Below are 25,935 nucleotides of genomic sequence, written 5' to 3'. Positions count from 1 at the left end.
GGTGGTGAGGCCTAAGTGAGGAGGAATGCGAACATGGAAATTCGGCATCTGCGCTACTTTCTAGCGGTGGCAGAGGAACTGCACTTTGCCCGAGCCGCAGAGCGCCTCCACATCGAGACATCGCCGCTGTCGCGCGCCATCAAAGAGCTTGAAGAGGAGTTGGGCGTAGCGCTATTTGCGAGAACCACTCGGAGCACCCGCTTGACTCGTGCAGGCAGACTCTTCTTTGAGAGCGTACCCCGTGTCTTCGCAGCTTTGCAGCAGGCGCGCGACAGTGTGAACGCCGCAGCCAATGGCTTTCATTGCCAGCTCCGTATTGCATTGTCTGATGGAATCACGCCATCGCGCCTGCCTGCGTTGTTGGCGCTCTGCCGGCAGGAAGAGCCGGAAGTGGAAGTTCGCTTCTTCGAAGTGCCTTTGTCACAGCAAATCAAGGGATTGTGTGGCGAACTGTACGATCTCGGCTTCGCTCAATCGGATGAAGTCGGCGAAGGCATCATCGCCGTGCCGGTGTGGAGTGACCCTCTGATGGTAGCTGTGCCCGCACGGCACCCCTTGCTATCCCACAAACAGATTCCCCTGGAAGAGCTGTTGCGGTATCCGCTGGTGCTCTGCGACGCGGTGGCGTGTGAGGGCCATGCTCGGCAAGTTGAACGGGTGCTACGTCGCGTGGACATTGAGCCTCTAATTGCCGAACGCGTGACTTCCAGCGATCTAATGATGGTCCTGGTTTCGGCGGGACTTGCACTAGGCCTCACAGGAGGTGCGCATATTACTGCCAGCAGGGAACAGGGTGTGGTCGCACGGCCGCTGACTGGAGGTTCGCCCATGCTCACGACCTATCTGCTACGACCGGCCAGCGAGCCGTCAGAAATACTGACTCGCTTCATGGAACGCGTTCATTCGATCAAATCTCCAGACGCCAAAAGTCGGCGGTAAACCATCACACAATCTCCCAAGGAAACTTAACCATGAAGAAGATTGCTCTCATATTGCTTTCCTCGACACTGGCAGCCTGCAGCCCATCCGGGAAACCAGATAAAGGCAACCTTCCGACGGTCGATGAATTAGCGCTCAATCCTGAGCGGCTGAAAAAGTTGCGCCAGCAATGCAAGTTGGATCGTCCTATGCTGGGCGACCAACTATGTAACCGGGTTGCCGAGGCTACGCGAAAGCGCTTTTACGAAGATGGCGATGTGCCCTACACCACACCTAAAGAGCCGCCGAAGTTCTAAGCTGGTGGTCACGCTGGAGTATGTATGCCGGATATGAAAAACTTGAAGGAGAATTGCAATGGGCTGGATCTATCTTGTTTTGGCTGGATTGTTTGAAATCGGATGGCCGGTCGGGCTGAAAATGGCGCAAGAGCCAACATCGCGTTGGAGTGGGGTCGCAGTAGCCGTCTCTTTCATGACAATTAGCGGCGCCTTCCTATGGCTTGCTCAGCGTCAGATACCGATTGGGACTGCTTATGCGGTGTGGACGGGTATCGGAGCGGCGGGAACGTTCTTAGTCGGAATTCATTTCTATGGCGACCCAACCTCCCTGATGCGATACCTTGGCGTGGCGCTGATCATCCTGGGCGTTATCACGCTCAAGTTATCGAGTTGAGTACTAGCTCCTTTGATAGCGTAGTCACTGGGACACCCTGCGACACAGACTGGATCGGGTTCTGGGAACTCGCACGGTCACCTCCTCCTAGTCGTTATATGTGGTGAGCTTGCCGCAGCCTCGGGAGAGTTCGAGCCAGTGCGCGTAAGGCGGTGGAGCAGCCATTCCGGGTGCTCCACCTTCAGCTCCTGCAAAGGTGGAGAAAGAGTGTGGGTTGGCTAGCATGGCGCGGCCAAGAATCACCAAACCCATCTACCTGCCAGCGATCACGTGCTCGGCCATTCGCGGATCGTCGATGCCCCAACTCACTGCCACAGGTAGCCCAGTCTCGCGGCTCATGCGTTTGGCAAAGGGGCTGACGCGACGGCCGGCAACCAGCGGCTGGCCATTCGCTTCCTTGACATTAACCAGTCCGGCTCGGCCGTGGCAGGCCGCCGCGACCACCCTGCCGTCAGCCCAAGCGCCCGACAGCAGATTGACGAGCGCCCCGCTCCGGGTAAGTCCCACATGGTGCCATGGCCGCCGGGCAGGAACATCACCGCACCCCCTTCCGGGGCGATGCTGTCGATCTTCAGCGAGCCTTCGAGCTTGTCCATCGACACCTTGTCATCGAGGAAGCATTCCACGCTCGGCGGGTTCATGCCTTCGCTCGCTATGGAATGAGGATCCACCGGAATCTCGCCGCCGGCGATTGACGCAATATCCACATTGGCACCTGCATCGACCAAGGCGTAGTACGGGGTGGACTGTTCCTCGAACCACACGCCGGTCAGGCGCGGGTCGTCGCCCATCGTTGCCTGCGAAGTCAAAACCAGCAGAATCTCGAGGGGAGTTCCCATCATGGTTTTCTCAGTTCAGACGCTTGGGATCAAGCGGCCAGCGACCATTACGCCTGCTTGGCTTTGCGCGCTGTCTCGACCAAGCTGTCGAGCCAGTCCTGATGGCCGTTGATCATCGGGTTGGGTTTGGCGTTGTGCAGCTCCTCGGCCGGCTTGCCCTTCTGCGTTTCCTGCGTGAGGATGCGCACGCGCCCGCCGTCCAGGTTCTCGACCAGCCAGGCGTGATGCACATCCAGGCGCGTATCTGTGCCTTCCTCGCCGGACCAGCCGTGCCAGGCCACGCGGCCGGGTTGCCCATCCGCAGGTGCCACGTACTCGTTGCACTGCCCCTCTACCGGGAAGCCGAAGGTCTCGAAATAAAATCGATCGCCGTCGGCCAGTACCGGGCCTTTGCCGCCATGAAAGCGCACGTTAGCCGAGTTGGCGTAGTAGCTTGGCCACAGCGATGGTGTGACGAGTAGCGGCCATACGTCGGCCGCGCTCAAGCCGGCGGCGATGATCTCATTAGAGGCGAAATTCTCAGTAAAGCCCGGCGTGTAGCCTTCGGGCCAGAGGATGGCGTTCTGTTGCTTGCTCATATCGAAGCTCCTTCACAAAATGTCAATGACGCAACAGGGGTGGCTGCGTCATTCAAGTGGTCATAGAGCAATCATGAGCCTCCCTGTGAAATAAGTGAAATCCTAATTTTTTATTTTTGAAATCATATAATTTGATATCAGCGTCTAGGTTCTGCCATCCGCCGACAAGGCTATCTCGCAGCGGTGCTACGAAAGGGTCCGTCTCCAATTGAGCCGGCTGATTGCATATTTGTAGTGCGAGGCAGAGTTGTGCTGAGCATGACGATGAGAGCCATCTTGCCTACTTGTTGTTAGCACAGGAAGTGAACAGCAGTGCTCGTATCCAGCGATGTGCTGGATCGTGATGGGTGCGTTCGTGCCAAGCAGCCGTCTTGGTGAACCCCGGTATCTTCATCGGCGGCAGGGAGATAGCCAGCTTGTCCATACCGGCGACCAAGCGGCTCGGCAAGATCGCGACCATGTCACTGGCACGCAGGATGTCTGGCAAGATCAGAAAGCTCTTGACCGACAGTGTGACGCTTCGTTGTTTGCCCAACTGTTCTAGCGCATCGTCGGTGACGCCGCGGAAACCTCCACCATCGTAGGAAACAAGCGCATGGTCGAGAGCACAGAACTGCTTAACTGTCAGCTTGCGCCCCATAGCCGCTGGATGGTCTTCCCGCAGGACACACACGTAGTGCTCCTTGAATAGCTCTCGGGCATGCAGATTTGGCGGAGTGATCTCTGGCGTCAGGAGGGCTAGATCGATTTGACCGCGCTCAAGCTGGTTCTGTAGCAGTCCGCTCTCGACTGGCACTAATGAGACTCGAACGCGCGGTGCGTGCTGTTTGAGTGCCGATAGAAATGGGACAGCAATGGCACGCAGCGCATAGTCCGTCGCGGCGATGGAGAAGGTCAGTTGTGCGGTGGCCGGGTCGAAAGAAGGTGGCTGGAGCAGCGCGTCGATTTCCGCTAGCACCTGTTTGACAGATATCCCTATGTCTAGCGCCCGCTGCGTCGGAACGATGCCCCGCTGCGCACGCGCGAACAGCGGGTCGCCGAAGCTTTCACGCAGCCGCGCAAGCATGCCGCTCAAGGCCGGTTGGGTTAGTCCAAGACGTGCTGCCGCCCGTGTCACGTTGCGTTCGTCCAACAATACGTCCAGCGCCTTGAGTAAGTTGAGATCCATGCTCTTGATATCTTTCATTCTTATCCAGATTTCAATAAATAATTCTTTCCCATGATATCTAGATTCTGCTCATGAGGGGAGCGAGACCCAGCGAGAATTTTTTTCTGGGCAACCTCTTGGAAACTCCAAATGCGCCATAGGGTGCTTTAGTTTGCGGCGTTTGTCTTCGACTCGCCCCGCCGCTCATTCTTTCTTTTCCCTCGACCGTTGTGCTCAAAACGGTCTTTGACGGGCACCCACGCGGCACCGATCCTCGCTCTATGCGGCACGTTCCTGTGCCGCTTTTGAACGAGGAATCAGTGCAGGGAAATCGGAGGCCAGTCAATGCAAGCTCAGGGCGTACTGTTCGGGCAGATCGCCGCCGTATTCGGCATCGTGATCGCCGGCGTGTGGGGTGCAACGCAATGGACAGCCGCCGCCCTGGGCTATCAACTACGCCTTGGCTCGCCATGGTTCGACTTCTTTGGAACCCCGGTCTATCACCCTTGGCGGCTGTTCGAGTGGTGGTTCTTCTTTGATGCCTACGCGCCGCACGTCTTCGATATCGGCGGGGCCATCGCGGGTGGAAGTGGTCTGGTGGCCGTGGTGGTCGCCATCGCCATGTCGGTGTGGCGCTCGCGGCAAGCGCGCCTTGTCACCACCTACGGTTCGGCACGCTGGGCCGATGCGGAAGACATACGCAAAGCTGGGCTGATCCAGCCCGACGGGGTTTTCCTCGGGCTGCATCGCGGCCAGTACCTCCGCCATGAAGGCCCGGAACACGTCCTGACCTTCGCACCAACGCGCTCGGGCAAGGGTGTGGGCCTGGTCGTTCCCACCTTGTTGAGTTGGCCCGCATCCGTCGTCGTTCACGACATCAAAGGCGAGAACTGGACGCTCACCGCAGGCTGGCGTTCGCGGTTTAGCCACTGCCTCCTGTTCAACCCCACGGATGCGCAGTCGGCAGCCTACAACCCGCTGCTGGAAGTGAGGCGCGGCGCGCACGAAGTGCGCGACGTGCAGAACGTGGCCGACATTCTTGTCGATCCCGATGGCGCACTCGAACGCCGGAACCATTGGGAAAAGACCAGTCACGCGCTGTTGGTCGGCGCCATCCTGCATGTGCTGTACGCAGGCGAGGACAAGACGCTGCGCGGCGTCGCCAACTTCCTCAGCGACCCGGCGTGTCCGTTCGAGCTGACGCTGCACCGGATGATGACGACGAAGCACCTGGGCGATGCGCCTCACCCGGTTGTCGCATCCGCTGCCCGCGAAGTGCTTAACAAGTCGGACAACGAGCGATCGGGCGTGCTCTCCACCGCCATGTCGTTTCTCGGCCTGTACCGCGACCCGACCGTGGCCGAAGTCACATCGCGCTGCGATTGGCGCATCGCCGACCTGATTTCCGCCGAGCACCCGGTATCGCTCTATCTGGTGGTGCCGCCCTCCGACATAAGCCGCACCAAGCCGCTGATCCGGCTCATCTTGAACCAGATCGGGCGGCGGCTGACCGAATCGCTCGACGGCAGCGATGGCATCGCGCGCCGGCACAAGCTGCTGCTGATGCTGGACGAGTTTCCGGCGCTGGGCCGCCTCGATTTTTTCGAGTCCGCGCTTGCCTTCATGGCCGGGTACGGCATCCGCAGCTTTCTCATCGCTCAAAGCCTGAACCAGATCGACAAGGCGTATGGGCAGAACCATTCCATCCTCGACAACTGCCATGTCCGGGTGACTTTCGCCACCAACGACGAAAGGACGGCGAAAAGGATTTCAGAAACCCTCGGCACCGCCACCGAGCTTCGCGCGCAGCGCAACTACGCCGGCCACCGGCTCGCTCCGTGGCTGGGGCACCTGATGGTGTCGCGTCAGGAAACTGCACGGCCGCTGTTGACGCCCGGCGAGGTGATGCAGCTTCCACCTGATGACGCCGTGGTCATGGTGTCCAGCGTCGCCCCGATCCGCGCGAAGAAGCTGCGCTACTACGCCGACGCCAATTTCAAGAATCGCGTCCTGCCACCGCCCGCGCTCGTAGCCGGGAGGTACGCCGACGCGCCGCCAGCCCGCCCCGACGACTGGAGCGGCTTGGCGATCCCGGCCGTACCTGCGGCGCCGGCCTCGGCATCCGCCGATGGCCTGGGCGGCACCGATGACGGCGGCCCACGCCGCCAGCCCGAACTCTCCGAAACCGTCGCCTACGACCCCGAGCCGGACGCACATGCGAACGACCTGGCGCTGCTCGATGACGACGACCTGGCGCTGCCGCTTCCCGGCCAGCTCGACCCGGCCATGCAGCGCACGGCCCGGCTGGCTTCCCTCGACCCCAACGACGGAATCGACCTATGAGCCAATACCGCCTCAATCTTTTCATCCAGCCCGAGCACGCCCAGCGCCTGGACGAACTGGCCGCCAAGAAAGGCGTGTCCAAGTCGTCCATCGTCGCAGCGGCCTTGGCGTCCTGGCTGTCGCCCGATGCTGGCGACCAGCGCGAGGCCGCCATTGCCAAGCGGTTGGATCGACTGTCGCGGCAGACCGAACGCCTGGAGCGCGACCAGAACATCCAGATCGAAACGCTGGCGCTGTTCATCCGCTACTTCCTGACCGTCAGCACGCCGGTGCCCGAAGCCCATCAGGATGCGGCACGCGCCCAGGGCAAGGTGCGCTTCGAGCAGTTCGTCGAACAGTTGGGTCGCCACCTTCTGCGTGGCCGCAGTCTGGTGCGCGACGTGGTGGAGGAACTGCACCCCGATCCGATGCAGATGGATGACGCAGCAGCGATGGCCTCCGCCCATGAACGAACTGCGGAGCGTGCGTCATGAGTGCCGTTCCACAGATCCAGCCCGAACCTCGCTCATCCGCAGCAGCGTCCCAGGATCGCCGCATCCAGATGCTGCGCACTGCAATGGGGCCGCTGATCGCCGCTGCGCTCGAAGACCCGGATGTGGTGGAAATCATGCTCAACCCCGATCGCACCCTGTGGGTGGATCGGCTGTCGTCGGGTCGCTCGCCGCTGGGCGTGGAGATGCCCGAGGCCGATGGTGAACGCATCATCCGCCTGGTCGCCGCGCATGTCGGCGCGGAGGTGCATCGCGGCCAGCCGCTCTTGACCGCCGAGTTGCCGGAAACCGGCGAGCGTTTCGAGGGCATCCTGCCTCCGGCCGCCCCGGGGCCAGCCTTCGCGCTACGCAAGCGGGCCGTGAGCATCATCGGCCTGGATCGCTACGTGGCCGACGGCATCCTGACCGCCGGGCAGGCCGAGTTCCTGCGCCGCGCCGTGCGCGAGCGGCAGAACATCCTAATCGCCGGCGGCACCAGCACCGGCAAGACCACGCTGGCGAACGCGCTGCTGGCCGAGATCGCCGCCACAGGCGACCGCGTGCTGGTGCTCGAAGACACCATCGAGCTGCAATGCGCGGCCCGCGACCATGTGCCGCTGCGCACCCGCGCCGGCGTCGTCACCATGACCGAGCTGGTGCGGGCCACGATGCGCCTGCGGCCTGACCGCGTGATCGTCGGCGAGGTGCGCGGCGGCGAAGCCCTCGACCTCATCAAAGTGTGGGGCACCGGCCACCCCGGCGGCATTGCGACCATCCATGCCGGCTCCGCGCTGGGCGCGTTGCTGCGCCTCGAACAGTTGATTCTCGAAGTCGCTGTGAATCCGCCGCGGGCGCTGATCGCCGAGGCGGTCAACGTCGTCATCAACATCGCCGGACGCGGCCGCAAGCGCCACGTCGAAACCATCGCCCGTGTCGTCGGCTTCGACGGCACCGGCTATCGCCTGGCGGACGCACTGGAAACGCCGTTTCCCGAGCTGACGCCGGTTCCTCTCGCAGCCGACGCCGCTGCACATTCCCGTCCCCCAACCAACTTGGAGAACTGCCATGACGCACGTTGATTCTTTCCGCTTTTCCGTAAATCCGCTTCCTCGCCTGTCCGGCCTGGCGCGGCTGCGCAGCCTCACCCGCCCTGCGAGGCAGGGGCTGCTGCTGGCCGCGCTGCTGCTGTTGCTGGCCGGAACGGCGCAAGCCGCCGGTTCCTCGATGCCGTGGGAGGGGCCCTTGCAGTCGATTCTGGAGTCGATCCAGGGGCCGGTGGCACGCATCGTCGCGGTCATCATCATCATCGCCACGGGCCTGGCGCTGGCCTTCGGCGACACCAGCGGCGGCTTTCGCAAGCTGATCCAGATCGTGTTCGGGTTGAGCATCGCGTTCGCCGCTTCCTCGTTCTTCCTGTCGTTCTTCTCGTTCTCCGGCGGGGCCGTCGTATGAGTACGGCCAGCGACCTTCCAGGCTTCGAGGTGCCGCTGCATCGCTCGCTGACCGAGCCAATCCTGCTGGGCGGCGCGCCGCGCACCGTGGCAATTGCCAACGGCACGCTGGCCGCCGCCGTCGGGCTGGGCCTGCAACTGTGGATTCCCGGCGTGGTGCTCTGGATCGTCGGCCACTCGCTGGCCGTATGGGGTGCGCGCGTCGATCCGCAGTTCATGCAGGTCTTCGCGCGGCATATCAAACACCGCCCGCTTCTGGACGTGTGAGGGGAGGACGCCATGCTGAACCTTGCCGAATATCGTCAGCGCCCGGCCTTGCTTGCCGACTGGCTGCCCTGGGCCGGGCTGGTCGCGCCGGGCGTTGTGCTGAACAAAGATGGTTCGTTTCAACGCACGTTCCAGTTTCGCGGCCCCGACTTGGACAGTGCGACACAGGGCGAGCTGATTGCCACGTCGGCGCGGCAGAACAACGCGCTTCGCCGTACCGGGTCTGGCTGGGCCTTCTATATCGAGGCCGAGCGGATGCGGGCATCGAGCTATCCGCAATCCTCCTTTCCCGAACCACTGTCCTGGCTGGTGGATGAGGAGCGACGCGCGGCGTTCGAGGAGTCGGATGGCCATTTCGAGAGCGTCTATCACTTCACGTTGCAACACCTACCGCCGCAAGAGTCTCGCGCCCGTGCGGCTGGGATGCTGTACGAGAACCGGCCCACTGAGGGTGTGGACTGGCGTGGTCGGCTTGATTCCTTCGTGGCAGAGACCGATCGCGTGTTCGACCTGCTCGATGGTGTGATGCCGGAGATTGCCTGGCTGGACGATAGCCAGACGCTGACCTACCTGCATGCCACAGTCTCCACCCGGCGCTATCGCGTCGGCGTGCCCGACGTGCCGTTCCATATCGACGCACTGCTTGCCGATGCCGCGCTGGTCGGCGGCCTGGCGCCCATGCTGGGCGATCAGCACCTGCGCGTGGTGTCGGTACGAGGCTTCCCGACCTCGACCTGGCCGGGGATCTTGGACGACCTCAACCGCCTGGGCTTTGCGTATCGCTGGAGTACGCGCTTCCTGTGCCTGGACAAAGCCGAGGCGGAACGGGAATTGGGGCGCTTGCGGCGCCAATGGTTCGCCAAGCGCAAGAACGTCATCGCGCTGCTGCGCGAAACGATCTTTCAGCAGGAAAGCCCGCTGGTCGATACCGATGCCAGCAACAAGGCCGCCGACGCCGATGCCGCCTTGCAGGAGCTGGGCAGCGATCAAGTCGCCTTCGGCTACCTCACCGCCACGGTGACGGTGCTCGACGCCGACCCGGCCGTGGCCGACGAGAAGCTGCGCATGGTGGAGCGCGTCATCCAGGGCCGGGGTTTCGTGACCATCCCCGAAACCCTCAACGCAGTCGATGCCTGGCTGTCGTCCGTCCCCGGCAACGCATACGCGAACGTGCGTCAGCCCATCGTTTCGACGCTGAACCTGGCGCACATGATGCCGATGTCAGCGGTATGGGCTGGGCCGGAGAAGAACGAACACCTCGATGGCCCGCCGCTGATCGTCACCCGCACCGATGGCGCGACGCCGTTCCGGCTGGTGACGCACATCGGCGACGTGGGGCACACCCTTGTCGCCGGGCCGACCGGCATGGGCAAGTCGGTGCTGCTCGCCATCTTGGCCATGCAGTTCCGGCGCTACTTCGGCTCGCGGATCTTCGCCTTCGACATGGGCCGCTCGATGCGCGCCACCATCTTCGGCCTTGGCGGTGAGCACTATGACCTCGGCGCCGATGGCGGCATCGCCTTCCAGCCACTCGCGCGAATTGCCCACGAGGGCTACCGCACCTGGGCCGCCGAATGGGTGGAGGGCCGGCTGCTGCACGAAGGCGTGACGGTCGGCCCGGACGAGAAGGCTGCCATCTGGTCGGCGCTGAGAAGCCTTGCCGGTGCGCCGGTGGAGCAGCGCACCATGACCGGCTTGTCGGTGTTATTGCAGTTTAACGCGCTGCGCCAAGCGCTCGCGCCCTATGTGCTGGGCGGCGCACACGGCAAGCTGCTGGACGCTGACCACGACCGGCTGGGCATGGCCGACGTGCAGGGCTTCGAGATGGAAGAACTGATGCACAGCCCGGCCGCCGTGCAAGCGGTGCTGCGCTACCTGTTCGCCCGCTTCGACGAACGTTTCGACGGCGCGCCCACGCTGTTGATCCTCGATGAAGCGTGGCTGTTCCTCAATGAGCCGTCCTTCGCGGCCCGCATCCGGCAATGGCTCAAGACGCTCAGAAAAAAGAACGTCAGCGTCATCTTCGCCACGCAGTCGCTGGCCGACATCAAGGACTCGACCATCGCGCCAGCCATCATCGAAAGCTGCGCGAGCAGGATCTTCTTACCTAACCCGCAGGCCACCGAGCCGCAGATTCGCACGATCTACGAAGGCTTCGGCTTGAGCAGCCGCCAGATTGAGATCGTGGCGACCGCCCAGCCCAAGCGCGATTACTACTACCAGTCGCGCCTCGGCAATCGCCTGTTCGACCTCGACCTGGGGCCTGTCGCGCTCGCATTCGCGAGCGCATCCACCCCTCAAGACCAACGCGACATTGACCGCGTGCTGACGCAGGCCGGCGCTCCCGGCTTCGCCGGCGCGTGGCTGCGCCATCGCGGCCTCGGCTGGGCCGCCGACCTGCTGCCGTCCGCTCCGGCGGCAGCTTCCTTTCTCGCTTCTCAACCGCTGGAGGTTTCGCCATGATGACCAAGCCCCGTTTGCTCTCTGTCTCACTCGCTGCTGTGCTGTCGGTATCGCTGTTGGCCGTGCAGCCCGCATCCGCGCTGACGGTGTTCGACCCGTCCAACTTCGTGCAGAACACGCTGACCGCCGTGCGCACGCTGGAACAGATCAACAACCAGATCAACCAGCTCCAGAACGAGGCGCAGATGTTGATGAACCAGGCCAGGAACCTGGCAAATCTCGACTTCAACATCGTCAACCGCCTGCGCTCGACGCTCGCCACCACCGAGCGCCTGATCGCCGAGGCGCGCGGCTTGGCCTACGACGTGCAGAGCATGGATGCCACGTTCGCCCGCCTGTACCCGGAACAGTACGCCTCCACCATCAGCGGCGACCGCATGGCACAGGATGCCCGCGAACGCTGGCAGAACACCTTGAACGGCCTGCACACCGCGATGCGGATGCAGGCGCAGGTGTCGCAGAACCTCGCCCAAGACGAAAGCGCGCTGGCCGACCTCGTGAGCCAGAGCCAGTCGGCCACCGGCGCGCTGCAAGCGATGCAGGCGACGAACCAGCTCCTGGCTTTGCAGGCCAAGCAGTCGATCCAGGCGCAGCAGCTCCAGATCACGCAAGACCGGGCCGCTTCGCTGGAACTGGCGCGGCAAGCGGCGGCTATGGAGCGCGCCCGCGAAGTGCGGCGGCGCTTCCTCGGCACCGGCACGCCGTACACGCCGCAGTCCGTCAACTTCTACAACAACTGACCGGAGGCGGCCATGCGATGCGCTTCCGTCCTGCTGGCCGTGCTGCTGACCGCGTGCGGCCAGCAGCCGGCCGAGAACCTGGCCGACGCCCTGGCCGCAGATCCGGTGCGGCTCAAGGCGTTGCGCGGGCAATGCGCGGTCGACCGGCAGGCCATGGGCGAGGATGCCTGCCGCGCCGCCGCCGAAGCCTTCCGGCGGCGCTTCTTCGCCGGCCATACCGGGCCGGATGAATACAACTCGCTGGCTGAACTCCCGCCGATTCCGCCGAGCTTCGATACGCCCGCAGATGAATTGCCAGAGGGCGCCGTTCCGCTCACTCCGCCCGAGGATTCGCCATGAACGACGTGACCATCATCGACCGTTTCCTCGATACGTTCTCGCGCTACATCGACTCGGGCTTCGGCTTATTGCAGGGCGAAGTGGCATTTCTCACCGCCACGCTCATCGTCATCGACATGACGATCGCTGGCCTGTATTGGGCCATGAGCCACGCCACCGGCCAGGGCGACGACGTGATCGCCAAGCTGCTGCGCAAGGTGCTCTATGTCGGCGCGTTCGCCTACATCATCGGCAACTTCAACTGGCTGGCGAGCATCGTGTTCCGCTCGTTCGCCGGCTTGGGAATCACCGCTACCGGCTCGGCCATCACGATGGAGAACTTTCTTCAGCCGGGCCGGCTGGCGAAGACCGGCATCGACGCAGCCGCGCCGATTCTGGAACAGATCGGGGACATGGCTGGGTTCCCCGAGGTGTTCGTGAACATCGACCCTATCGTGGTTCTGTTCATCGCCTGGCTGGTGGTGATCCTCTGCTTCTTCGTGCTGGCCGTACAGCTTTTCATCACGCTGATCGAGTTCAAACTGACTACGCTCGCCGGCTTCGTCTTGATCCCGTTTGCACTCTGGAACAAGACCTCGTTCCTCGCGGAAAAGGTGCTAGGCAACGTGGTGTCGTCAGGCATCAAGGTCTTGGTGCTGGCCGTCATCGTCGGCATTGGTTCCGGGCTGTTTGCCGAGTTCCAGGTACATCCCGACGAACCATCAATCGACCACGCGCTGGTCGTGATGCTGGCCTCGCTCGCGCTGCTGGCGCTGGGCATTTTCGGCCCCGGTATCGCCACCGGCCTGGTGTCCGGTGCGCCACAGCTTGGTGCGGGCGCGATGGCTGGTGCTGCGGTCGGGGCTGTCGGCACCGGCGTTGCCATCGGAGCCGCCGCAACGGGAGTGGGCGGCGCCGTCATGGCTGGGGCACGAATGGCCCCGGCGGCCGCAAAGCTGGCCGGTGCCGGCGCGCGTGCCGCGACTTCGGCGGCCGGCAGTGCCCGATCGGCGTTCCAGGCCGGTTCCGCTGCGGCCGGCGGCGGTGCCAAGGGCGCGGCGGCTGGCCTCGGCAATGTCGCCAAGACCGGCGCACAAGCCGCAGGCCGCAGCGTCACCTCTGGTGCTTCCGCTGTTGGGCAGAAGGTGGCCGACTCCTTCCGCGCTGGCTGGAACGGCACAGAAGCCGGCAGCGACGGTGCTGGCCGCGGCCAGACCGCAGACGGCACCGCAGGCTCGCAGAAGCAAGAGCAACCGGCCTGGGCCAAGCGGATGCACCGCCGCCAGCAGGCTACCCATGCCGCGACCACTGCCGCCCACACGCTGCGCGGGGGCGACGGCGGCGGCTCCGGGCAAGGCCCGAGCCTGCGGGATTCCGATACCTAACCTTCAAGGAGAACACCCATGCGATTCAAACGACCGCAGGTGCGCTACGCCGATACGCCGCAGCCTGCCACCCCGTATCAAGCCGCCGCCCAGGTGTGGGACGACCGTATCGGCTCCGCCCGCGTGCAGGCGAAGAATTGGCGCCTGATGGCCTTCGGCTGTCTAGTGCTCGCGCTGTTGATGGCCGGCGGCCTGGTGTGGCGCTCGGCGCAGTCCATCGTGACGCCCTATGTCATCGAGGTCGATCAGGCCGGGCAGGTGCGCGCTGTAGGTAAGGCCGCTACGCCGTATCGGCCCGGCGACGCGCAGATCGCGCACCACCTGGCGCGCTTCGTGACGCTGGTTCGCTCGCTGTCCATCGACCCCATCGTGGTGCGGCAGAACTGGCTCGATGCCTACGACTACACCACCGACAAGGGCGCGGCGGTGCTCAACGACTACGCCCGCACCAATGACCCATTCGCCCGCATCGGCAAGGAATCGGTAACGGTGCAAATCACCAGCGTGGTTCGCGCCAGCGACACGTCTTTCAACGTGCGCTGGACAGAGCAGCGCTATGTCAACGGTGCGCCCGCCGGCACCGAACGCTGGAACGCCGTGCTTTCGACCGTCCTGCAAACCCCGCGTACTGAACAGCGCTTGCGCAAGAACCCATTGGGTATCTACGTCAACGGCCTGTCATGGAGCCGCGAACTGGATTCTTCCGAAGGAGCCAAACCATGAAACTTCGTTTCTGCCTTTACGTTTTTCCTTTGACGCTGCTGGCCCTCGCGGGCTGCGCCTCGCAGGGCAAGCCGCCGCCGTCCATCTCGCTCGACGAGCCGGTGCTGGCCCAGCCATTGCCCGAACCGCCCAAGCCCGTCGAAGTCGTCGCCGTCCCTGAACCGCTGGCGCTGCCGGCGCAGTTGAAGCCGCTGCCGGAACTCGATGAGGCCCCCGTTGCGCCGGAGCCGGCCGACGAAAAGGTGCGCGTTTCCCGTGCCAATGCAGAAGCGCGTATCGCGCCTACCCGTGAGGGCTACGTCAACGCGATTCAGGTGTGGCCGTTCACCGATGGCGCGCTTTATCAGGTCTATGCGTCGCCGGGGCGCGTGACGGTGGTTTCGCTTCAACCGGGCGAGGAACTGGTGACGGTCGCCGCCGGCGATACCGTGCGCTGGATCGTGGGCGACACGTCCAGCGGCGGCGGGGCCGATCTGCGCGTCAATGTGCTGGTCAAGCCCATCCGTTCCGGCCTGAAAACCAATCTCGTCATCACCACCAGTCGGCGCACCTACCTGCTGGAGCTGACCTCGACCGAGAAGGCATGGATGGCGTCGGTATCCTGGGACTACCCGAAAGACCGGATGCTCGCGTTGCAGCGCCAGGCGCAGGCTGCGCAGGCGACAACGCCTGTCGATACGGGCCTGTCGCTGGACAAGATCCGCTTCCGCTACGCGGTATCGGGCAGCAACCCGCCGTGGAAGCCGCTACGCGCCTTCGATGATGGAGAGAAGGTCTATATCCAGTTTCCGGCGGGCATCGCCCAGGGCGAGTTGCCGCCGCTGTTTGTCATCGGCGCGCAGGGCGACGGGCAATTGGTGAACTACCGTTTCCGCGCGCCGTACTACGTCGTGGATCGCCTGTTCGGCGCGGCCGAACTGCGGCTGGGCGGCGACGGCGGCGACGTGGTGCGGATCGAGCGCACCGATGGCGTTGCGCGGAGGAACTGACCATGAGCCAGGATGACACTCCCGACCTTGCCGCGCCGCAGGCGGCGGGCAAGATCGCTCCCGAGGCGGTCGCGCTTCGCGCCCAGCCGCGCCCGGTCACGCGCCTGAATCGGCGCACGCTGGCCATCCTCGCCGGCGTCCTGGCGGTGGCCGTGCTCGGCGCGGTGATGTGGTCGCTGCAACCTCAGCGGCGCGGTGCGGGCGAGCAGACCGAGCTTTACAACGTCGATCGTGTCTCGAAGTCTGAAGGACTGGATGCGCTGCCGACGGACTACTCCAAGCTGCCGCCGGCGTTGCCGCCTGCCGTTCCCGAACTGGGGCCGCCGCTGCCGGGCGATCTTGGCCCGGCCATCGTGAAGTCGCAGCAGCCGGCGACGGCCGCCTACGCGGCCCCCGGCCACGACCCGAACGATGCTCTGCGCAAAGAAGCCGAAGCGGCCGCGGCCTCGTCCGTGTTCTTCCGCTCGGGAGGGCAGAATGCGGCGCCGGTGGCGCAGACACAGGTGGCCGCTGCGCCGGGCTTCGCCGCCAATGCGGTGTTTGACCCGCTGGCGGCCGGGCCGGTCTCCACGGCGGCCCAGCCTGCTGACCCGACAGCGGTGCAAAACCGGCAAGACCATAAAGAGGCTTTCTTGAAAGGTGGCTCCACTGAAACCCGTAATTCCGGCAATCTGACCCTGCCAACTTCGCCGTATCAGGTCATGGCCGGAACGGTGGTCGCAGGTGCCTTGGTGACGGGGATTAAGTCGGACTTGCCCGGCGACGTGATCGCCACGGTGACGGAGCCGGTCTATGACACAGCCTCCGGGCGCTTCCTGCTGATTCCGCAGGGTTCGCGCATCCTGGGCAAATACAACAGCCAGGTCAGCTACGGGCAGAGCCGCGTTCAAGTCGTCTGGAACCGGATCATCCTGCCGGACACGTCTTCGCTCACGCTCGACAACCTGGCCGGCACCGACCCAGCCGGCTATGCCGGGCTGGAGGACGATGTGGACTACCACTGGGGCCGCATCTTTGCCGGTGCGGCACTCACCACGCTGCTGGGCGTCGGTGCCGAGCTGGCCGCGCCGGAGAACCGGCAGGATGGTGATCGCGTCATCATCGCTGGGCGCGACAGCGCGCAGGACAGCATCAATCAGGTCGGCCAGGAGATGACCCGGCGCAACCTCAACATCCAGCCGACCTTAACGCAACGGCCGGGCCTGCCGGTTCGCATCATCGTCAACCGGGATCTGGTGCTGCGGCGGTACCAGCCGCTGTTCTTCAACCGGGGGACTTCACGATGAGCACGACCAAGAAGCTGCGGCTCGGCCCGCTGCCGAAGACCGAGAGCACCAAGCTGACTTTCGTTTGCCCGACCAGCTTGAAAGCCGACCTCGACCGCTACGCCGCGCTACACGCGCAGGCGTATGGCGAGGCCGTTGATGCGGCGACGCTGATCCCGCATATGCTGGAAGCGTTCATGGCGGGGGATCGAGGATTCAGGAAGGGCACGGCGACCCGCAGCACACCACCGAAGCCGCCATGATTGCACCGCATGCTATTCAACGGCATCCATCGAACGCGCAGCCCAGGCTGCGCGTTCTTCATTCTGGATGCCGCCGAGCCTGTTGGGCTATGATGATGCGACAGGCCCGCCGTTCCTCGGCAATCCAGCACTACACAGTGCGATGCGGCTTTCTCTCCCAACGCTCCTATGTCGCTCCTAGCCGACAACGCCGCTCTTCTTCTAAGCGGCCCCGAAAGGAGCTAACCTACTGTCCCATATACGGTTTCAAGTCCTTCTTGATTTGCGCGAAAGACTTGACACCGGCACTTTTTTGTTGCCCGGAACCTGTTCATAAGCAGGTACCGCAATGCTAAAATGGCTGTAAATAAAAACAGTGTATTCAGGTGGACACAATGAATAGCCAGCCAGTAACCAGACGGTTTGCAGACAACGATCTCCATCAACAATTGTCTACGGTTAAAGTTAATGACAAGCAACTGATGCGCCTCATCCGCTATTTTTCTCACCTGAAATACCATACGGCTAAGACGTATCTCCATTGGCTGCGTTCCTGGAATGAGTGGTATCAGGCAAATGCAGGAAAGGAGGTGAACGAAGATTGGCCCGCCAGCTCTCTCCCGGTGACTGAAACTCCACTGCTGGCCTATTTAGACCATCTTCAGAAGTCACTGTCACGAAGCAGTATTAAAGGGTGCCTGCATGCCCTGAACAGTATCCAAAGGAAAGCACTCGATCAGCCTGGGATCATCACATCTGAAGTGGGTTATATTCTTGCGGCCCTCGAACAGGCTGAAGCCCGAAAGCAGAAAGTTACCCGCCAGGCTACGCCATTCATGGTGACGGATCTAAAGGCATTGATTAAAGCACACAGTACGACGCAGTCGGTGCGCAAACTCCGCGACCTTTGCCTAATTTGGACAGGGTTTGAAACACTGCTTCGCTCAGCGGAGATCAGGCGAATTCGGATGGAAGACCTTGTGCTGGATGAAAAGACCGGCAGCTTTACCTTGACGGTATACCGGACAAAATCCACTGTCAGTACCCTGCTCACCTATCATCTGACCCCTAACCTCACAGCCACACTGAGAAGGCTGATGGGTATGGTCGGAAGGGATCAATACAGCCATCCGAAGGACTATCTCTTTCAGGCCGTTAACTTTCAGGATAACGGATATATGCCACCTGAATGGGGTTTACGAAGCCAGGGTAACGAAATCAATGCGCTGCTGAGAAACCATAACATGCCCTATCTGCCTACCCGAACCCCGCTCGGGGGAAATGGCGAACCCATTCCCGTCGAGGATGAGGGTATGCTTAGTAAGAACACGCTACTCCGGGCCTTTGAAGCGCTTTGGGAAGAGCTTCATCCGCAGGAAACGGGCACCCGATGCTGGACCGGTCACAGCGTCCGCGTAGGCGGTGCCATCGAACTTGCTCATGCCGGGTATACGCTCTTGCAGATCATGGAGATGGGTAACTGGAGCAACGCGGAGATGGTTTCACGCTATATCCGTAACATTGAAGCTGGTAAAAAAGCGATGACGCAATTCATGCGCGGAGCGCTGGATGAGTAGCGCCCATGCGGGCGCTGCTGAGGGTTATTTCTTACGGAAAGGATTAAACCGGTTCAGATCCTGAAGGGCGTCTTTCGGCGGCAGCATACCTGTGCGTTTCATTTTATAAACGCCGTTAAGCTTCATAGTTTGCACACCCAAGTTTAACAGTGCCACCAGCTTAAGCGTATACAGAAACGTGAATGCCGGGGCCATCTGGATAAAAATAAACAACAAACCGGCACACATCACCCTCAGCCACGCCGCATATTCCATGCTCAGCGGTCGCTTAAAATAATGGATTTCCAGTAATCCCACCGCCTTGTTACTGATCCACACCGCTGCCAGTGAGAGTAACAACACGATGCACACCATAATGCCCAGTTCCATGATCCTCACTCCCCGTCGTTTTTATATTTTGTGTTTCTGATTTGCCTGCTTTGGTTTTGTTTTTCGCCTTCTTTTTGGGTTTGATATGGTGGAACAGGAAACAATCCACCAGCACCCAGCCATTGGCATACCGGGCCAACAGCAATTTCTGCCCCGGATAATGAGCATGAAAAAGCATTTTCACATCGGCGGTATTCATGATCTGTTGCTTACGCTTCAGCTCCTCCTCAGGCATCTCATATTCCTGAATAAATGGTGATGACAACCGCTGGCGAAGCATACGAATAGCGCTGGCATTTTCATCGTGTTTAGCCAGACGGCCAAAACGCACAAGCGCCTTATGAGACACCTGGACAGGTCCCAGATGGGAATCAACCAGTTCATACTGCCAGAAATATCGCAGATCCACTTTCACCCAGCTGATACTGTCTTCCTGTGCAGCTTTCATTATGGTTCCCGACATCGGGACCATTGTCAGTTTGGTCAGACGTATGTGAATATAATCAGCCAGGGTCCTGAGGGACTCCGGTACATTATTGTTCAGCAGAAGCTGCTGAAGCCCCGGGGTCGACGTCTGCCAGCTCAGGTTGCGGCCGTCAGGTAAAAATTCAAAGTTTTGATCCGCTGGCGCCGATTTCGCATTGTTTTCCTTCCTCATGAGAAAGTAATGGCCACACAGTAACTCGGACCGTACCTTATCCTCTCCCGGGTCATGTCGGGCTTTACTGAGATCCACCGTCAATACAACACGGTTAATAGCGTCCTCGTGGTATTTTTTCACCCAGACACAGACACGATAAAGTCTCTCATCGAGCTTCTGGCTGGTAGTGGAGATCCATTGCATGCTTTTCTCCTCAGACCTTACTCATAATGAAAATGCCAAGATCCGCACCGGGTACAAGCTCCGTGTAGCTATGGTTGATCCTTCGTGCATTTGACGGTGCGTCATCCGACGCAGGCACCCAGTTCTGAAGACCTTTAAATGCTGGCTTTTGTCCAACAGCGAAAATGGGCAGTGAGGCTTTCACCACCTTGTAATCCGTCTCGGCGTATTTGCTACTTCCACGCTCCGTGCCTTCAGGACGGTATGAGAACAGATGCGCGATCGGAACCGGGAAGGTATTGGTCCGACAAAGACGTAACGCATCCCCGTCTTGTAGGACCTTTCTTTCAAGTAATGCCTTCGCCCTATCGATGTTCGCAACCACTGTCAGGTCAGTGGTCGCTGGCGATTTGACCGCTGCCGTACGACGCTTATCCAGCATCGCGATGAGCTCACTGGCGTTGGTTTTTACCTGGTTCCGGTTTAGTCGCCAGCAAAAAGTAACTTTTTTAAGCCGTGCCTCCACAAACATAATTTTGCGAGTAGACGCCACTGTCACAAGGCCGGGAAGTTTACGGTGAACTTCCTCAAAGCGGATGTGTTTCTGATCATTTACCCTTTTCATAGCTGAGGCAAAGTCAGTTTTGGCGTCGTTGATATCGCGAATAATTCTGCTCAGCAGTTCGGCACCCTCAGGAACAATAATCAGCCCCGGATATTTGGTCGTTACTTTCGTTGAATTCCTGCTGAGTACATCGATGTCATCGATACAAAAATCCTGAAATACACGGATAATGTCATCTACAGAGGCATCAGAAATAGTACTCACCTCAATTGGGGTAACCTCTTTCAGCCGCTCTTCGTGGCGCGTGACGGCCCCCACAGTCATCAGTTCCGCCATCACCGGCTGATGGTTATTCAGAAAGGCTCTGAGCTGTTCAATTCGCTCCAGAATCCGATCACGGTAGAAAGGTAAATTTTCACTGGACATTCATCACTCCGGTTTCAATAAAACAGCGCAACACCGTTACATCCTCAACCACTTCTGAAGATGCGATACGCAGCCGGTAGCTGTACTTTTCCAACACCTTCCGCAGTTCATCGGAATTGCCTGTTGTATAAAGGGGCAGAGGTTCAGCCTGCTGGCCGTCATGCCTGAAACAACGATTAAGGTCGGACAAAAGGCCAAAACTGACAGGCCTGTGTTGCAGATTGATACGCTGCCAGTCCAGCGGTACACCGAACTTCACCCACCAGCCCAGTCCAATAAGTTCATTTCGTATACTCTGCACATTACCCAAATCCGATACTGTAACATCCGGGATAACGCCATTACCTTCCACCAGCAAATGCATCACGCTCTTAAAATCAGGCTGACGACACTTTCTGGCTTGCTTCAGAATGGTTCGGATCGAACGCAAACACTGACGAGAATGCAAATTACGACGTTCAGCCGAACTAAGCCATCTGTTGATGAGTTCATTCGAATACGCCACCGGGCATTCCCCGAGGCCTGACCTTCCGTTTTCACGGACATACAACAGACAGGAGGTAGCTGCACTCACTACAGCGTCATATTTTTCATTCATGTTTACCCCCGTTAATATCAGAAATCTGGTTATCCGGAGTCAGGAACAAAGGCTGATAATGCAAGCGCCACGGATAATGTACCGTTAGGCCATCCGTGCCAATACGGTTCAGCCTGTAGCGGCCGTTCATTCGATCAACAGACCAAATGCCGGGAACTACAGGACGGCTCCACCGACAAACCGGTAAACCTCCGAGCTGAAGGGTATTCACCAGCCCTTTATCAATCTCGGTCACGCGTACCTTCAACAAGAAGCATAACCAGGGAGAGCACCAGATAAACAGCCAGACGGGCGCTAGGACAAACTTGTTTAGCAAATGCCCTGTCATCAACATCGCAGATAACAGCATAAAACTGATGATCAACCAAAAAACCATCCATCCTAACCAGGCTCGTGTCTCACAAAGTTTCCATTCCAACAGGTAAAGTCGCTTTTTCATCCAGAGCCCCCGGAACTCAGTGAATGACTGAGGTGTGCTGCATCAAAATAGGTGTGCGTGGCAAGATCTCGTTTCGCCACAGCTCTTGCGCTGACGTCCATCCATGGAGAATTCCGTTGCCACAGTGTGAATTGAACGCCATTACCTCATCATTTAGCTGATAGACAAGCCTGTCTGGCATCTCAAGGTACTCAGGCAGAGAAAGCAGTACGCCGTGGATCATTTCGCCAGTCAGCCTGGATAACGTCTCTTCTTCGTCGAGATTTACTGTTGGCATTGCAGATAGTGGGATAGAGAAACAGCAGAGATCCATACCCACAGCGTCATAACCAACATCAAAACCATCATCATTAAGCACAAATCGAAAGATAGCCTCAGGTGCCTGACCCAACTCGGGCATCGGTGCTTCAGGCACCTCTGTGCCGGTAAAATATTTTTCGGTCCAGTTGCTAAAGGGACTGGTAAACATCCAACAGAGCAGCGACAACGCAATGTCCGTTTTGAGTACTCGTTTCGTGCCAGACGCTCCAAAAGGATGAAGATTGCTTTTCATGATTTACCTGTAGATTGCTTTATTTACAGCTATTTAAACACATTCCGGATTTTCCCCAATAGGTTGCAAAACGCTAAAATTCGCAGATGCTGGTCCCCTTCTGTTTTAGTCGATGCTCAAGATAGATGCTGGCCAGATCGAGAGGATGATTTTCTTCGAGGCATGCCCGAACGAGATCTTCAGTTGATACAGATTCCAGTCCCCGGGTTTCAAGAATTTCTTTCGCCGTCGTCAGCGCCCGGGAGGCACTTCGACTTAACTGAATTTTCACCTGAGAACTGCTTTCACACAGGGTGTCAGCTGGTACGGTCTGTGAATCGGTATTGTACATAGGGGTATCACTCCATATCAGGGATCGAATGAAAATTGACTGCAAGAGACGTCTCTGGTTCACCGTTTTCCACAGTGCTTAGCCAGGTTCGGGCAGGAAGTTGTTGCTCACAGAGAAGCAGGTAACCTTCGCCCATAAGATGCTTTTGTCCCAATGCATGCAGTAGATCCCCTGAATATGGACCCAGAGCAGTTTGGGTATAAAACAACGCGCCTGCGGGTATTTTTTTAGACAACATGCTCATTAATACGATCTTCTCGTCCTCATTTTCGGGTAAAACGAGGATTATCCTGAACCCCTTGTTAACGTGTGATTGCAGACCTGCAACCAGCGACCGAAACCTGAGCGCATAAATGACCATCCTGAATCGGGTCATTAACAGTGTTGTAGCAGCAAAAATAACGACGACTGAGCCGAATTTTGACCGGTAAAACCACCAGTTCAGGCCACCGGCCACAATCAAAACAACCAGAAGCACAATGCTTCCGTAAAAAAATGCAGCCGGGAAACGGGTTCTTTTTCCTTCGAGGAGCGCCGACGCCATTATTACGCCCGTGATGCAGTACACAACCCAGTCATAGAACGATTCAGTCATCATTAGGTGCTTGTGTCTCGTATTGTTATAAAATCGGACGCCTGCCTTTATAAAGCCCTCAGCAATCGTGTCCCATACAGCCATAGACTTCGCTAAAATTGTCGCAACTGTCTGTTGTCACAAAGAGTTCCCCACGGCCTAAACGACGCTGTAGATCGGCCTTTACTTCAGCTGCCGGTTTGAGAAAAAGATACTCCAGCTGTGAGTCACTTCCCGAAGAAAGCAGCAACTCAATACTGAAATCAACATGCCGATAAGAGAACTGGCTTTGGTCGTGGGAAAAGACCGAGTTCACAGGGATATTGCTCAGACTTATGGTGGCAGGCATAGTCACTCCTTTGTTTTAAACAGTATACAAATCTCTATCGTTCCATTTTTCGGATAAGAGACCTATTTTCGCGAAACTAAAACAAAGTAAGTAAATTTTATTTATGCAGTCTCCAGCATGTAGACTGATTGCGGCCGGAAACGGAAACACGTGTCAAAAAATTGAAACTAACCGGAGCAGGAAAGGAAGCAGCAGAAAGAGTGTCATTTTGGATTGGAGTTGATGCGGAAGGTAACGGATGGTTTATGAAGAGCTGTGACCGGAGAGCAATGCAGTTAATCATATCGGTCAATGAGTACGTTGAAATATAGCGGATTAAAGAACAGATTTGAGGAATAAAAAAAGGCACGGATAACCGTGCCTTCTTGGGAGTATAAAAAACTGAAGATATAAAACTATCTTCAGCACTCATGCCGCAACGGAGACTTTAACCTCTGTAGCGGGGATGAGTTTACGTAATGTGGAGAATACTTCATAAATTAGATCCTGACGGTCATGGATTTTAACCCGGCCACCAGTCAATTCAGATACATTCACCCCTTGGTAAAGTTCATTAACGACTTCACCATCTTGATCAAGGACTCGAACATGAGCAACCATATGAAAGTAAGATTTTGCAGCATAACTTTCATAAATATCAATAATCGATTCATTATTACGACGTAAAACTACTTTGCCGGACGGCAGCGTTGTTTCATCCATATAACAATCGGTTAATTGATCGTCGAAATCGTCCTCTTGAAGTGAAATATGCAGACTCAGTTCGTCGGTAATTCGACGTGAATATGAATACTCACTAAATGTATAAGCGGCCATGCTTATATCACTGAAAGTGCGATAAGCATCATGAAGACCGGATGTTATTTCATCTGATACATAGTTGATAAGCCCAATAAAATGCGTATTCCAGAATTGTTCCAGTGCAAAACGGGCGATTAAAACCTGTCCATCAACTTCCATCAGTTTTTTGTATTCTTCACGATCATAGCCACCAGGTTGTGTGCTATCCGCAGAAAGACTTAGGATATCACAACAGACATCATCGTATTCAAAGCGGCTAGTCGCGTAGTGTTTACCAGAGATATCCAGATACTGACCGGAAACTTGGTCGAAGACCTCAAGGAAGTAAACCAGGCGCTTCTTGAGGGTATTAGCATCCAGTCCATCCAGTTGAGTAGCATTAAGCGTTTCCGCATAATGGTCCACAGACTGTCTTAATTCACTGGCTGATATACTGCAAGAAAAAGAAACCTCGTCGCCCTGGCAGTGAGAGACATTGATATGAATCTCTGTCTCATCAAAATCAATGCCAATGTCTGCCAGTACTGCACGAACGTAGTTTTGATTATCAGTATAATTAGTCATTTTCACTTCCTCAGGAAAATTGAAAGGAAGTGCCCCATAGGGGAGCAACTTCCCCAGTGGGTGGATAAAAATATGTTTTTCTAAATCATTCTATCCTGCCAGTTAAACAGGAAAGTGAACGCAATCATTTAGTCGAACAAAGTTACTTTTTACGATGAGGTGAGAATGAGGACCGGTTAAACACCGTCCCGAAACTCTTCAATCGCTTCATGGATCAACGCTGCTCTGTCACAGATTTGTACTCGGCCACAAGGTCCCACAGAAGAGAAGGTTCCGTGCGAGGATTCACACTTAACACTCCCATCACTGCCAGTGAAACGAACGTTCATCATAACCGGCACATCGTGTCCGGAACTTACGCAGGTATAAAGACGAATGAGTTTTTCATCATCGCAATACGCCCCCGTCGTGCCTTCAGACTCATTGAAACCAATGTAAAGATCAGGCATGCAAGCCGGGTATTCATCAGTGTTCAGCTCAAGATGCAACATCAGTTCATGATTTACACGACGGTGATATTGATATTGACCTAAACTATGAAATGAATTTTTAACAGACTTGATAACCTGAAGAGAATTAAATAGACACTCTGTTATTTTTTTCTCAAACTCATAGATAAAGTCGCCAAAATCAGAATGGAAAAATTGCTTCAGTGCATACCGGGCAATAAGAACTTTCCCGTCAACACTCATTCTATTCTGATAAATTTCCTTTCTGAGACCTTTCTGAAATTCATCATATTCAGGCAACGATTCTGAGGCCGCCAATATTGATGTTGCTATATCGAAAAATTTCATAGTGCTATGCGCATTATGATAACCACGAATTGTTATTTTCTGAAACCCAGACTTTTCATATACTTTAAAAAGGTATTTGATTTTATTCCGGAGAACTTCGGTTTCAGAATACGGCGCTTTATGTTTTATCAACTCTTCGATATATGAATCAAGATAGAATAACAAATCATCAGTCGCCACTTCTGCTTTGAATGAGAGTTGTTCAAAGAAATTAGACTTATCAAACAGTTTAATATCCTGTTGAATTACTGTCAGACCAAGTTGTTTTTTAAGCATGGCGCTAACAAAATTTATATCATCGTTTTCATTAAACATATCTACTTCCTCTTGAAAGAATA

Annotated in this window: 31 protein-coding genes; 17 read left to right on the top strand and 14 right to left on the bottom strand. The window is 57.9% G+C overall.

Going from position 1 to position 25,935, the window contains the following annotated elements:
* The first annotated feature begins 33 nt into the window (after positions 1-33).
* From ACQG11_RS23445 to ACQG11_RS23435, 3 genes are read left to right on the top strand one after another with little or no spacing between them, the layout of a single operon-like run.
* Positions 34-939 carry a LysR family transcriptional regulator gene (locus tag ACQG11_RS23445; RefSeq protein ID WP_006378999.1) on the top strand — a complete coding sequence of 302 codons (906 nt, stop codon included), beginning with the start codon at positions 34-36 and terminating at the stop codon, positions 937-939.
* Positions 940-971: 32 nt separating this feature from the next.
* A complete protein-coding gene (locus tag ACQG11_RS23440) occupies positions 972-1,235 on the top strand; it encodes an EexN family lipoprotein (RefSeq protein WP_016487824.1) in 264 nt (87 codons plus the stop codon).
* Positions 1,236-1,293: 58 nt separating this feature from the next.
* On the top strand, positions 1,294-1,611 hold the full coding sequence (locus ACQG11_RS23435; protein WP_000539741.1) for a DMT family transporter: 318 nt from the start codon (positions 1,294-1,296) through the stop codon (positions 1,609-1,611).
* 335 nt (positions 1,612-1,946) lie between these two features.
* On the opposite strand, the gene ACQG11_RS23430 is transcribed toward ACQG11_RS23435, so the two are convergent.
* From ACQG11_RS23430 to ACQG11_RS23420, 3 genes are all read right to left on the bottom strand, one after another.
* Positions 1,947-2,453 (bottom strand): hypothetical protein, encoded by a 507-nt coding sequence (locus tag ACQG11_RS23430; RefSeq protein WP_006378996.1) that lies wholly within the window; start codon positions 2,451-2,453, stop codon positions 1,947-1,949.
* A 44-nt stretch (positions 2,454-2,497) separates the two neighbouring features.
* Positions 2,498-3,028, bottom strand: a complete 531-nt coding sequence (locus ACQG11_RS23425) for a polyketide cyclase (protein ID WP_016487823.1) — start codon at positions 3,026-3,028, stop codon at positions 2,498-2,500.
* Positions 3,029-3,308: 280 nt separating this feature from the next.
* On the bottom strand, positions 3,309-4,214 hold the full coding sequence (locus ACQG11_RS23420) for a LysR family transcriptional regulator (protein WP_006378991.1): 906 nt from the start codon (positions 4,212-4,214) through the stop codon (positions 3,309-3,311).
* A 306-nt stretch (positions 4,215-4,520) separates the two neighbouring features.
* On the opposite strand from ACQG11_RS23420, the gene ACQG11_RS23415 reads away from it, so the two are divergent.
* The 14 genes from ACQG11_RS23415 to ACQG11_RS23350 all read left to right on the top strand — a co-directional run bounded on the left by ACQG11_RS23415 (position 4,521) and on the right by ACQG11_RS23350 (position 18,408).
* Entirely contained in the window at positions 4,521-6,518 is a 1,998-nt protein-coding gene (locus ACQG11_RS23415) for a conjugal transfer protein TraG (protein WP_016487822.1), read from the top strand.
* The gene (locus ACQG11_RS23410) at positions 6,515-6,991 is read left to right on the top strand and encodes a CopG family transcriptional regulator (RefSeq protein WP_006378865.1); all 477 of its coding nucleotides are present in this window, start codon (positions 6,515-6,517) and stop codon (positions 6,989-6,991) included. The genes ACQG11_RS23415 and ACQG11_RS23410 overlap by 4 nt, the downstream gene beginning before the upstream one ends.
* Positions 6,988-8,067: a P-type conjugative transfer ATPase TrbB gene (trbB, locus tag ACQG11_RS23405; RefSeq protein ID WP_022652184.1), complete on the top strand. Its 1,080-nt coding sequence runs from the start codon at positions 6,988-6,990 to the stop codon at positions 8,065-8,067. The genes ACQG11_RS23410 and trbB overlap by 4 nt, the downstream gene beginning before the upstream one ends.
* Complete coding sequence (locus ACQG11_RS23400) at positions 8,054-8,440, top strand: TrbC/VirB2 family protein (RefSeq protein WP_006378803.1); 387 nt, start codon at positions 8,054-8,056, stop codon at positions 8,438-8,440. Before trbB ends, ACQG11_RS23400 begins: the two co-directional genes overlap by 14 nt.
* Positions 8,437-8,706 (top strand): VirB3 family type IV secretion system protein, encoded by a 270-nt coding sequence (locus ACQG11_RS23395; RefSeq protein ID WP_006378802.1) that lies wholly within the window; start codon positions 8,437-8,439, stop codon positions 8,704-8,706. The genes ACQG11_RS23400 and ACQG11_RS23395 overlap by 4 nt, the downstream gene beginning before the upstream one ends.
* 12 nt (positions 8,707-8,718) lie before the next feature.
* Positions 8,719-11,169 carry a conjugal transfer protein TrbE gene (gene trbE / locus ACQG11_RS23390; protein ID WP_006378801.1) on the top strand — a complete coding sequence of 817 codons (2,451 nt, stop codon included), beginning with the start codon at positions 8,719-8,721 and terminating at the stop codon, positions 11,167-11,169.
* Positions 11,166-11,909: a P-type conjugative transfer protein TrbJ gene (gene trbJ / locus ACQG11_RS23385; protein ID WP_006378800.1), complete on the top strand. Its 744-nt coding sequence runs from the start codon at positions 11,166-11,168 to the stop codon at positions 11,907-11,909. The genes trbE and trbJ overlap by 4 nt, the downstream gene beginning before the upstream one ends.
* Before the next feature lie 12 nt (positions 11,910-11,921).
* Positions 11,922-12,248 carry a hypothetical protein gene (locus ACQG11_RS23380; RefSeq protein ID WP_006378798.1) on the top strand — a complete coding sequence of 109 codons (327 nt, stop codon included), beginning with the start codon at positions 11,922-11,924 and terminating at the stop codon, positions 12,246-12,248.
* Complete coding sequence (trbL, locus tag ACQG11_RS23375) at positions 12,245-13,612, top strand: P-type conjugative transfer protein TrbL (RefSeq protein ID WP_006378795.1); 1,368 nt, start codon at positions 12,245-12,247, stop codon at positions 13,610-13,612. Before ACQG11_RS23380 ends, trbL begins: the two co-directional genes overlap by 4 nt.
* An 18-nt stretch (positions 13,613-13,630) precedes the next feature.
* Positions 13,631-14,335, top strand: a complete 705-nt coding sequence (gene trbF, locus ACQG11_RS23370) for a conjugal transfer protein TrbF (RefSeq protein ID WP_006378793.1) — start codon at positions 13,631-13,633, stop codon at positions 14,333-14,335.
* On the top strand, positions 14,332-15,324 hold the full coding sequence (gene trbG, locus ACQG11_RS23365; protein ID WP_016487821.1) for a P-type conjugative transfer protein TrbG: 993 nt from the start codon (positions 14,332-14,334) through the stop codon (positions 15,322-15,324). Before trbF ends, trbG begins: the two co-directional genes overlap by 4 nt.
* Before the next feature lie 2 nt (positions 15,325-15,326).
* Positions 15,327-16,610: a TrbI/VirB10 family protein gene (locus tag ACQG11_RS23360; protein ID WP_016487820.1), complete on the top strand. Its 1,284-nt coding sequence runs from the start codon at positions 15,327-15,329 to the stop codon at positions 16,608-16,610.
* A complete protein-coding gene (locus ACQG11_RS23355) occupies positions 16,607-16,852 on the top strand; it encodes a DUF2274 domain-containing protein (RefSeq protein WP_006378741.1) in 246 nt (81 codons plus the stop codon). Before ACQG11_RS23360 ends, ACQG11_RS23355 begins: the two co-directional genes overlap by 4 nt.
* A gap of 374 nt (positions 16,853-17,226) precedes the next feature.
* Positions 17,227-18,408: a tyrosine-type recombinase/integrase gene (locus ACQG11_RS23350; RefSeq protein ID WP_015063151.1), complete on the top strand. Its 1,182-nt coding sequence runs from the start codon at positions 17,227-17,229 to the stop codon at positions 18,406-18,408.
* Between the two features lie 24 nt (positions 18,409-18,432).
* Here the strand turns inward: ACQG11_RS23350 and ACQG11_RS23345 are convergent, their stop codons facing one another.
* The 11 genes from ACQG11_RS23345 to ACQG11_RS23295 form a co-directional block, all read right to left on the bottom strand.
* Positions 18,433-18,777, bottom strand: a complete 345-nt coding sequence (locus ACQG11_RS23345; protein WP_015063150.1) for a hypothetical protein — start codon at positions 18,775-18,777, stop codon at positions 18,433-18,435.
* Positions 18,713-19,621 carry a hypothetical protein gene (locus ACQG11_RS23340; RefSeq protein WP_022652181.1) on the bottom strand — a complete coding sequence of 303 codons (909 nt, stop codon included), beginning with the start codon at positions 19,619-19,621 and terminating at the stop codon, positions 18,713-18,715. The genes ACQG11_RS23345 and ACQG11_RS23340 overlap by 65 nt, the downstream gene beginning before the upstream one ends.
* A 10-nt stretch (positions 19,622-19,631) precedes the next feature.
* On the bottom strand, positions 19,632-20,591 hold the full coding sequence (locus ACQG11_RS23335; protein ID WP_022652180.1) for a DNA replication terminus site-binding protein: 960 nt from the start codon (positions 20,589-20,591) through the stop codon (positions 19,632-19,634).
* Positions 20,581-21,189, bottom strand: a complete 609-nt coding sequence (locus ACQG11_RS23330) for a hypothetical protein (RefSeq protein WP_015063147.1) — start codon at positions 21,187-21,189, stop codon at positions 20,581-20,583. The genes ACQG11_RS23335 and ACQG11_RS23330 overlap by 11 nt, the downstream gene beginning before the upstream one ends.
* A complete protein-coding gene (locus ACQG11_RS23325) occupies positions 21,182-21,628 on the bottom strand; it encodes a hypothetical protein (RefSeq protein WP_015063146.1) in 447 nt (148 codons plus the stop codon). The genes ACQG11_RS23330 and ACQG11_RS23325 overlap by 8 nt, the downstream gene beginning before the upstream one ends.
* Positions 21,629-21,644: 16 nt before the next feature.
* A complete protein-coding gene (locus tag ACQG11_RS23320) occupies positions 21,645-22,181 on the bottom strand; it encodes a hypothetical protein (protein ID WP_015063145.1) in 537 nt (178 codons plus the stop codon).
* Positions 22,182-22,254: 73 nt separating this feature from the next.
* Positions 22,255-22,512 (bottom strand): hypothetical protein, encoded by a 258-nt coding sequence (locus tag ACQG11_RS23315; RefSeq protein ID WP_015063144.1) that lies wholly within the window; start codon positions 22,510-22,512, stop codon positions 22,255-22,257.
* A gap of 7 nt (positions 22,513-22,519) precedes the next feature.
* On the bottom strand, positions 22,520-23,056 hold the full coding sequence (locus ACQG11_RS23310; RefSeq protein ID WP_223203164.1) for a hypothetical protein: 537 nt from the start codon (positions 23,054-23,056) through the stop codon (positions 22,520-22,522).
* Between the two features lie 109 nt (positions 23,057-23,165).
* A complete protein-coding gene (locus tag ACQG11_RS23305) occupies positions 23,166-23,435 on the bottom strand; it encodes a hypothetical protein (protein ID WP_015063142.1) in 270 nt (89 codons plus the stop codon).
* A 408-nt stretch (positions 23,436-23,843) separates the two neighbouring features.
* A complete protein-coding gene (locus ACQG11_RS23300) occupies positions 23,844-24,800 on the bottom strand; it encodes a hypothetical protein (protein WP_022652178.1) in 957 nt (318 codons plus the stop codon).
* Between the two features lie 176 nt (positions 24,801-24,976).
* Positions 24,977-25,912, bottom strand: coding sequence for a hypothetical protein (locus ACQG11_RS23295; RefSeq protein ID WP_022652177.1), 936 nt, complete (start codon positions 25,910-25,912; stop codon positions 24,977-24,979).
* Positions 25,913-25,935 lie beyond the last annotated feature (23 nt).

The sequence above is a fragment of the Enterobacter cloacae complex sp. 372C4 genome, assembly GCF_050030615.1.
GTDB lineage: Bacteria > Pseudomonadota > Gammaproteobacteria > Enterobacterales > Enterobacteriaceae > Enterobacter > Enterobacter intestinihominis.
This window is presented reverse-complemented; position numbering and strand designations above follow the sequence as displayed.

Bases quoted from the DNA above. Each gene is read 5' to 3' on its own strand.
- ACQG11_RS23445 (WP_006378999.1), top strand. From the start codon at position 34: ATGGAAATTCGGCATCTGCGCTACTTTCTAGCGGTGGCAGAGGAACTG.
- ACQG11_RS23440 (WP_016487824.1), top strand. From the start codon at position 972: ATGAAGAAGATTGCTCTCATATTGCTTTCCTCGACACTGGCAGCCTGC.
- ACQG11_RS23435 (WP_000539741.1), top strand. From the start codon at position 1,294: ATGGGCTGGATCTATCTTGTTTTGGCTGGATTGTTTGAAATCGGATGG.
- ACQG11_RS23430 (WP_006378996.1), bottom strand. From the start codon at position 2,453: ATGATGGGAACTCCCCTCGAGATTCTGCTGGTTTTGACTTCGCAGGCA.
- ACQG11_RS23425 (WP_016487823.1), bottom strand. From the start codon at position 3,028: ATGAGCAAGCAACAGAACGCCATCCTCTGGCCCGAAGGCTACACGCCG.
- ACQG11_RS23420 (WP_006378991.1), bottom strand. From the start codon at position 4,214: ATGAAAGATATCAAGAGCATGGATCTCAACTTACTCAAGGCGCTGGAC.
- ACQG11_RS23415 (WP_016487822.1), top strand. From the start codon at position 4,521: ATGCAAGCTCAGGGCGTACTGTTCGGGCAGATCGCCGCCGTATTCGGC.
- ACQG11_RS23410 (WP_006378865.1), top strand. From the start codon at position 6,515: ATGAGCCAATACCGCCTCAATCTTTTCATCCAGCCCGAGCACGCCCAG.
- trbB (WP_022652184.1), top strand. From the start codon at position 6,988: ATGAGTGCCGTTCCACAGATCCAGCCCGAACCTCGCTCATCCGCAGCA.
- ACQG11_RS23400 (WP_006378803.1), top strand. From the start codon at position 8,054: ATGACGCACGTTGATTCTTTCCGCTTTTCCGTAAATCCGCTTCCTCGC.
- ACQG11_RS23395 (WP_006378802.1), top strand. From the start codon at position 8,437: ATGAGTACGGCCAGCGACCTTCCAGGCTTCGAGGTGCCGCTGCATCGC.
- trbE (WP_006378801.1), top strand. From the start codon at position 8,719: ATGCTGAACCTTGCCGAATATCGTCAGCGCCCGGCCTTGCTTGCCGAC.
- trbJ (WP_006378800.1), top strand. From the start codon at position 11,166: ATGATGACCAAGCCCCGTTTGCTCTCTGTCTCACTCGCTGCTGTGCTG.
- ACQG11_RS23380 (WP_006378798.1), top strand. From the start codon at position 11,922: ATGCGATGCGCTTCCGTCCTGCTGGCCGTGCTGCTGACCGCGTGCGGC.
- trbL (WP_006378795.1), top strand. From the start codon at position 12,245: ATGAACGACGTGACCATCATCGACCGTTTCCTCGATACGTTCTCGCGC.
- trbF (WP_006378793.1), top strand. From the start codon at position 13,631: ATGCGATTCAAACGACCGCAGGTGCGCTACGCCGATACGCCGCAGCCT.
- trbG (WP_016487821.1), top strand. From the start codon at position 14,332: ATGAAACTTCGTTTCTGCCTTTACGTTTTTCCTTTGACGCTGCTGGCC.
- ACQG11_RS23360 (WP_016487820.1), top strand. From the start codon at position 15,327: ATGAGCCAGGATGACACTCCCGACCTTGCCGCGCCGCAGGCGGCGGGC.
- ACQG11_RS23355 (WP_006378741.1), top strand. From the start codon at position 16,607: ATGAGCACGACCAAGAAGCTGCGGCTCGGCCCGCTGCCGAAGACCGAG.
- ACQG11_RS23350 (WP_015063151.1), top strand. From the start codon at position 17,227: ATGAATAGCCAGCCAGTAACCAGACGGTTTGCAGACAACGATCTCCAT.
- ACQG11_RS23345 (WP_015063150.1), bottom strand. From the start codon at position 18,777: ATGGAACTGGGCATTATGGTGTGCATCGTGTTGTTACTCTCACTGGCA.
- ACQG11_RS23340 (WP_022652181.1), bottom strand. From the start codon at position 19,621: ATGCAATGGATCTCCACTACCAGCCAGAAGCTCGATGAGAGACTTTAT.
- ACQG11_RS23335 (WP_022652180.1), bottom strand. From the start codon at position 20,591: ATGTCCAGTGAAAATTTACCTTTCTACCGTGATCGGATTCTGGAGCGA.
- ACQG11_RS23330 (WP_015063147.1), bottom strand. From the start codon at position 21,189: ATGAATGAAAAATATGACGCTGTAGTGAGTGCAGCTACCTCCTGTCTG.
- ACQG11_RS23325 (WP_015063146.1), bottom strand. From the start codon at position 21,628: ATGAAAAAGCGACTTTACCTGTTGGAATGGAAACTTTGTGAGACACGA.
- ACQG11_RS23320 (WP_015063145.1), bottom strand. From the start codon at position 22,181: ATGAAAAGCAATCTTCATCCTTTTGGAGCGTCTGGCACGAAACGAGTA.
- ACQG11_RS23315 (WP_015063144.1), bottom strand. From the start codon at position 22,512: ATGTACAATACCGATTCACAGACCGTACCAGCTGACACCCTGTGTGAA.
- ACQG11_RS23310 (WP_223203164.1), bottom strand. From the start codon at position 23,056: ATGGCGTCGGCGCTCCTCGAAGGAAAAAGAACCCGTTTCCCGGCTGCA.
- ACQG11_RS23305 (WP_015063142.1), bottom strand. From the start codon at position 23,435: ATGCCTGCCACCATAAGTCTGAGCAATATCCCTGTGAACTCGGTCTTT.
- ACQG11_RS23300 (WP_022652178.1), bottom strand. From the start codon at position 24,800: ATGACTAATTATACTGATAATCAAAACTACGTTCGTGCAGTACTGGCA.
- ACQG11_RS23295 (WP_022652177.1), bottom strand. From the start codon at position 25,912: ATGTTTAATGAAAACGATGATATAAATTTTGTTAGCGCCATGCTTAAA.